General features: G+C 64.0%; 2 protein-coding genes. Both read right to left on the bottom strand.

The features are described 5' to 3' along the window. Positions 1–915, bottom strand: a 915-nt coding sequence (locus tag F0Q45_RS25225; protein ID WP_149656480.1) for a helix-turn-helix transcriptional regulator, incomplete at its 3' end; no start/stop codon positions are given. A 10-nt stretch (positions 916–925) separates the two neighbouring features. Further along, a complete protein-coding gene (gene pafA, locus F0Q45_RS25220) occupies positions 926–2,284 on the bottom strand; it encodes a Pup--protein ligase (RefSeq protein ID WP_149656479.1) in 1,359 nt (452 codons plus the stop codon). Between the last annotated feature and the right edge of the window lie 575 nt (positions 2,285–2,859).

Here is a 2,859-nt window from a genome sequence, read left to right as displayed (position 1 = left end):
CGCGTCGGCGCCGTAGCCGGTGATTTCGCGCGCCAACCGGTCGCTGGTGCCCAGGTCGAGTTCGATCACCGCGCCTTCGCGGCCGGCCAGTCGGCGGGACCCTACTTGCCGTCCGGCACGTCGCAGCGCGGTGGCCCGTCCGTCGGCGACCCATACGGTGGCCCGCACGCCGGTCGTAGCCTCGGCAACCTTGGCGGCCACGATGTCGCGCAGATCGACGTCGTCGGGCACCGTGACCGCGCCGGTGGGACCGATCGGTGTGACGTCGGCGCCGATCCGGGAGAGCCGAAAGACACGGATCGCGTCACGGTCGCGGTCATGCCCAACGAGGTACCAGCGGCCTTTCTCGGTGACGACGCCCCACGGCTCGACGATGCGGGTGAGGTAGGGCTCGCTGCGTGACGAGCGATGCCGAAATTGCACCGCTTGCCGAAAGTCGATGGCCGACAACAGGATTCCAAGAACACCTTCGGAGCCACGCAGCCCCGGCACGCCGGCGGGTGAGGCGATGGCCACTGGGGCGTCGGGATCCACGTCGACTCCGGCGGCCCGCAGCTTCAGCAGGGCGCCCTGAGTGGCGGTGATCAGTTCGGGTGACTCCCACAGCTGAGTAGCCACGGCCACGGCCGCCGCCTCGTCGGCGGTGAGTTCGACCGGTGGTAAAGCGTAGGAGTCACGGTTGATGCGGTAGCCCTCGGTGGGGTCAAGCGTCGATACCCGGCCGACCTCGAGCGGGATACCAAGGTCGCGCAGCTCGTTCTTGTCGCGCTCGAACATACGAGAGAACGCCTCCGCAGTGGGGCTATCCGAATAGCCAGCCACGCTGGACCGGATTTTCTCGGCGGTGATGTAGCTGCGGGTGGACAACAGCGCGATAACGAGATTGACCAGCCGTTCGACTTTCGAGGTCGCCATTAGCTATGAGTTACATGCTCGCGATCAGCCGTTTGACCCGTTCGTCGACTGCCCGGAACGGGTCCTTGCACAGCACGGTGCGCTGCGCTTGGTCGTTGAGCTTGAGATGCACCCAGTCGACGGTGAAGTCGCGCCCAGCGGCCTGCGCGGCGCTGATGAACTCACCGCGCAGTCTGGCTCGAGTGGTCTGCGGCGGATGGTCGACTGCGTCGGCAATATCCTCGTCGGTGGTGACGCGTGCCGCCAGACCCTTACGCTGCAGTAGATCAAAGACACCGCGGCCGCGCTTGATGTCGTGGTAGGCCAGGTCGAGCTGGGCAATCTTGGGGTGGGACAGCTCCATGGTGTCGCGGTCCTGGTAGCGCTGGAACAGCTTGCGCTTGATCACCCAGTCGATCTCGGTGTCCACCTTGGCGAAATCCTGGCTCTCGACGGCGTCGAGCTGGCGACCCCAGAGGTCGACGACTTGCTCGATCTGCGCGTTGGGCTCGCGGGTCTGCAGATGCTCGACGGCGCGGCTGTAGTACTCGCGCTGAATGTCCAAGGCGCTGGCTTGACGCCCACCAGCCAGCCGTACCGGCCGACGACCGGAGATGTCATGACTGACCTCGCGGATGGCCCGGATGGGGTTGTCCAGTGAGAAGTCGCGGAACGGAACACCGGCTTCGATCATCTCCAGCACGAGCGCCGCGGTACCCACTTTGAGCATGGTGGTTGTTTCGCACATATTGGAGTCGCCGACGATCACGTGCAACCGCCGGTACTTCTCGGCGTCGGCATGCGGCTCGTCACGGGTGTTGATGATGGGGCGTGAGCGGGTAGTTGCGCTCGAAACGCCCTCCCAGATGTGCTCGGCGCGCTGGGAAAGGCAGAACGTCGCCGCCTTGGGCGTTTGCAGCACCTTGCCGGCTCCGCAGATCAGCTGGCGGGTGACCAGGAACGGCAGCAGCACATCGGAGATGCGGGAAAACTCGCCGGCCCGCACAATCAAATAGTTCTCATGGCAGCCGTAGGAGTTGCCCGCCGAATCGGTGTTGTTCTTGAACAGATAGATGTCGCCGCCGATGCCCTCGTCGGCCAACCGCTGCTCGGCGTCGATAAGCAGGTCTTCGAGCACCCATTCACCGGCCCGGTCGTGGGTGACCAGCTGCACCAGGCCGTCGCATTCGGCGGTGGCGTATTCGGGATGACTGCCCACGTCGAGGTAGAGGCGCGCGCCGTTGCGCAAGAAAACGTTGGAGCTGCGCCCCCAGGACACCACCCGGCGGAACAGGTAGCGCGCCACCTCGTCCGGGCTGAGCCGGCGATGGCCATGGAAGGTGCAGGTGACACCGAATTCTGTCTCGATGCCCATAATTCGTCGCTGCACGTAATCGAGGGTACTGGTTGTCGTACCGCAGCGGTGCGCAAGCCGCGCTGATTACCGATAGGCCATCAGGGATCGTTCCTGGTCCTGCCTCGCGCGGTCATGGTCCCGCCGACTTCGCACTGCCCGCGCAGCGCCACGACGACCTGTCAGACGACGAGAAAGACGCGTGGGACGCGATGCGCCGCGCCAGCGGTCTTCCCTAGCCACGCCACAGCCTTGGCCCTCGGTCATAGCAGTGATCTTTGCGTGTGAGCCGAGGCATAAGCCAAGCTCCAAAATACGTCTCTGCGCGCCATCGGCATGTCACGACGCGGTTCATGTTGACCATGGACGCAGGGTGTGGAATTACTGATTTTATCTACAACAGTTTCAATGTAGATTTAGGAAAAGCTAGGCGGCGTGTGTAGCTGGGCTGAGTTGGTCTTTCGATGGGAGTCGACGATCTTGGCCTTTGCATCAAGCGGGGGTAGTGATCTCCGTTCAGTCGCACGAAGCTTCGGCAAACGCTCAGGGGGCGCCTACGCCAGCGAAGAAGCGGCGAAAGCGAACTGGGCGGTTGTACCTGCCCGATGACT

The organism is Mycobacterium simiae (genome assembly GCF_008370645.1).
In the GTDB taxonomy this organism is placed as follows: domain Bacteria; phylum Actinomycetota; class Actinomycetes; order Mycobacteriales; family Mycobacteriaceae; genus Mycobacterium; species Mycobacterium simiae_A.
Note: the sequence above shows the minus strand (reverse complement) of the source record. Positions and strands in the feature narration are given on the sequence as shown.